Source organism: Micromonospora sp. NPDC047753 (assembly GCF_040642735.1).
Classification (GTDB): Bacteria; Actinomycetota; Actinomycetes; order Mycobacteriales; family Micromonosporaceae; genus Micromonospora.
Genome location: NZ_JBEYSL010000712.1, coordinates 1 through 2,595, shown reverse-complemented (window position 1 = coordinate 2,595; position 2,595 = coordinate 1). Strand labels below are relative to the sequence as shown.

Here is a 2,595-nt window from a genome sequence, read left to right as displayed (position 1 = left end):
GCGTCCCGCACCCGTTCGGTGACTCCGTCGTTCGCTTCGCGCTCAGGCCGCCGGTGACTGGTGGTGCATCCAGCCCATGTTCCACTTGAACCCGAAGCCCAGCCCGCCCTCGGCGGTGGGGCGGGTGACCCCCGGCCAGGCGGTTGACTCTTCGGCGATCATGACGACCCCGGCGTGGTGCTTGTAGACCGTCGCGTTCACCTCCTGCATGAACGCGATGGCCTCCAGGTTCTCCCGGCCGCCGTACTTGTTGGGGGCCCACTCGCCGTGGTTGCGGGAGTAGTCCAGGTAGAGCATGGAGGCGACCGCGTCGACCCGCAGCCCGTCGACGTGGAACTGGTCGCACCAGTAGAGCGCGTTGGCGACCAGGAAGTTGCGGACCTCGTTGCGGCCGAAGTCGAAGACGTACGTGCCCCAGTCGGGGTGCTCGCCGCGCCGCGGGTCGGGGTGCTCGTAGAGCGGGGTGCCGTCGAACCGCGCGAGGGCCCACTCGTCCTTCGGGAAGTGCGCGGGCACCCAGTCCAGGAGTACGCCGATGCCGGCCTCGTGCAGCCGGTCCACCAGGTACCGGAACTCGTCCGGGTCGCCGAACCGGGAGGTCGGCGCGTAGTAGCCGGTCACCTGGTAGCCCCAGGAGCCGCCGAACGGGTGCTCCATCACGGGCAGGAACTCCACGTGCGTGAAGCCCAGCTCGGTGACGTACGCGGTGAGCTGCTCGGCCAACTCGCGGTAGCCCAGGCCGGGCCGCCACGAGCCTAGGTGCACCTCGTAGACGCTCATCGGTTCCTGGTGCGGCTGCCGCTCGGCCCGCCGGGCCAGCCAGTCCGCGTCGTTCCACCGGTACGTCGAGTGGTGCACCACCGAGGCGGTGGCCGGCGGCACCTCGGCGTATGCCGCGAGGGGGTCGGCCTTGTCCCGCCACTGCCCGTCGGCGCCCAGCACCCGGTACTTGTAGCGAGCCCCGACCCGAGCGTTGGGGACGAACAGCTCCCACACCCCGCTGGAGCCGAGCGACCGCATCGGCCAGCCGTCGTCGGGGCCCCAGCCGGTGAAGTCGCCGATCACCCTCACCCCACCGGCGTTGGGTGCCCAGACGCTGAACGCCACGCCCTCGTCGAAGACCCGGGCGCCGAGCGCCTCCCACAGTCGCTCGTGCCGGCCCTCGCGGATCAGGTGCAGGTCAAGCTCACCGAGGGTCGGCGGGTAGCGGTACGGGTCGTCGTGGGCGGTCCCGTCGACCTCCACCCGGTAGTCGAGCACCGTGCCGTCGACCTGCGCCTCGAAGACGCCCACGTCGTGCACCCGCTTCATCGGGTGCCGCTCGTCGCCGACGAGCAGCGCGACGTCGCCGGCGCCCCGGCGCATCGTGCGGATCGTCGTCGAGCCGTCGGCGGGGTGCGCGCCGAGCAGCGCGTGCGGGTCGTGCGTCGCGCCGGAGATCAGCTGGTCCATCGGTCGTCCTTCGGAGCGGGAGCGGTCGGCGCGGAACGGGACGGGCGGGCGGGCGACCGGCGCGGAGGGGTCGGAACAGGGCCCGACCGGCGGGGCGGAGTTGGCACGGGTGCGGTCGGCGCGGTGCCGCCGGACAGCTCCGCCGGGACGTCGGCGACGGTGAGATCCGCCGGTTCGACGCCGGCGGGATCCGGCGCGGCGGGTGCGACCGGGCGGCGCACTGTCAGCACGTGAGCGGGTTGCAGGTACGGGTCGAGGCGTACCGCGTTGCGCTGACCCCAGTCGTAACTCGTGCCGGTCAGCTCGTCGTACACGGTGAACCGCTCATGCCAGTCGAAACCGAGCGCCGGCATGTCGAGCGTCGTGTTGCCCCACTGCACGGCGCGCGGGTCGAACGAGCAGATCACGATGACCGTGTTGCCGGTCTCCGGGTCGTGCTTCGACCAGCAGAGCAGCGCCGGGTTGTCGATCTCGTGGAAGCGCAGGTTGCGGAGCTGGTGCAGGGCCGGGTTGTCCCGGCGTACCCGGTTGAGGGTGGTCAGGAACGGTGCCAGCGAACGGCCCTGCGCCTCCGCTGCGGCCCAGTCCCGGGGCCGCAGCTCGTACTTCTCGTTGTCCAGGTACTCCTCGGCACCCGGCCGGGCCACGTGCTCGAACAGCTCGTAGCCCGCGTACAGGCCCCAGGAGGGGGAGAGCAGCGCGGCCAGCACCGCTCGGATCTTGAACATCGGCGGGCCGCCGTGCTGCAACGACTCGTGCAGGATGTCCGGGGTGTTCGGCCAGAAGTTCGGCCGCATGTAGTCGGCCGCCTCGATCAACTCCTCGCAGTACGCCCGCATCTCGGCGGCCGTCGTGCGCCAGGTGAAATAGGTGTACGACTGAGTGAAGCCGACCTTGCCGAGGCCGTGCATGATCGCCGGCCGGGTGAACGCCTCGGCCAGGAACAGCACGTCCTCGTCGACCGCCTTCACCTCGGCGATCAGCCAGTGCCAGAAGTCGAACGGCTTGGTGTGCGGGTTGTCCACCCGGAAGATCCGGATGCCCTCGCCGACCCAGTGCAGCACCACCCGCAGCACCTCGGCCCGGATGCCCTCCGGGTCGTTGTCGAAGTTGACCGGGTAGATGTCCTGGTACTTCTTCGGC

At 70.8% G+C, this 2,595-nt stretch carries 2 pseudogenes; both read right to left on the bottom strand.

Going from position 1 to position 2,595, the window contains the following annotated elements:
* Positions 1-63: 63 nt before the first annotated feature.
* Positions 64-1,452: pseudogene (glgB, locus tag ABZ749_RS33570) on the bottom strand (1,4-alpha-glucan branching enzyme); the annotation flags it as partial.
* A pseudogene (locus ABZ749_RS33565) lies at positions 1,440-2,595 on the bottom strand (alpha-1,4-glucan--maltose-1-phosphate maltosyltransferase); the annotation flags it as partial. The pseudogenes ABZ749_RS33565 and glgB, both read right to left, overlap by 13 nt.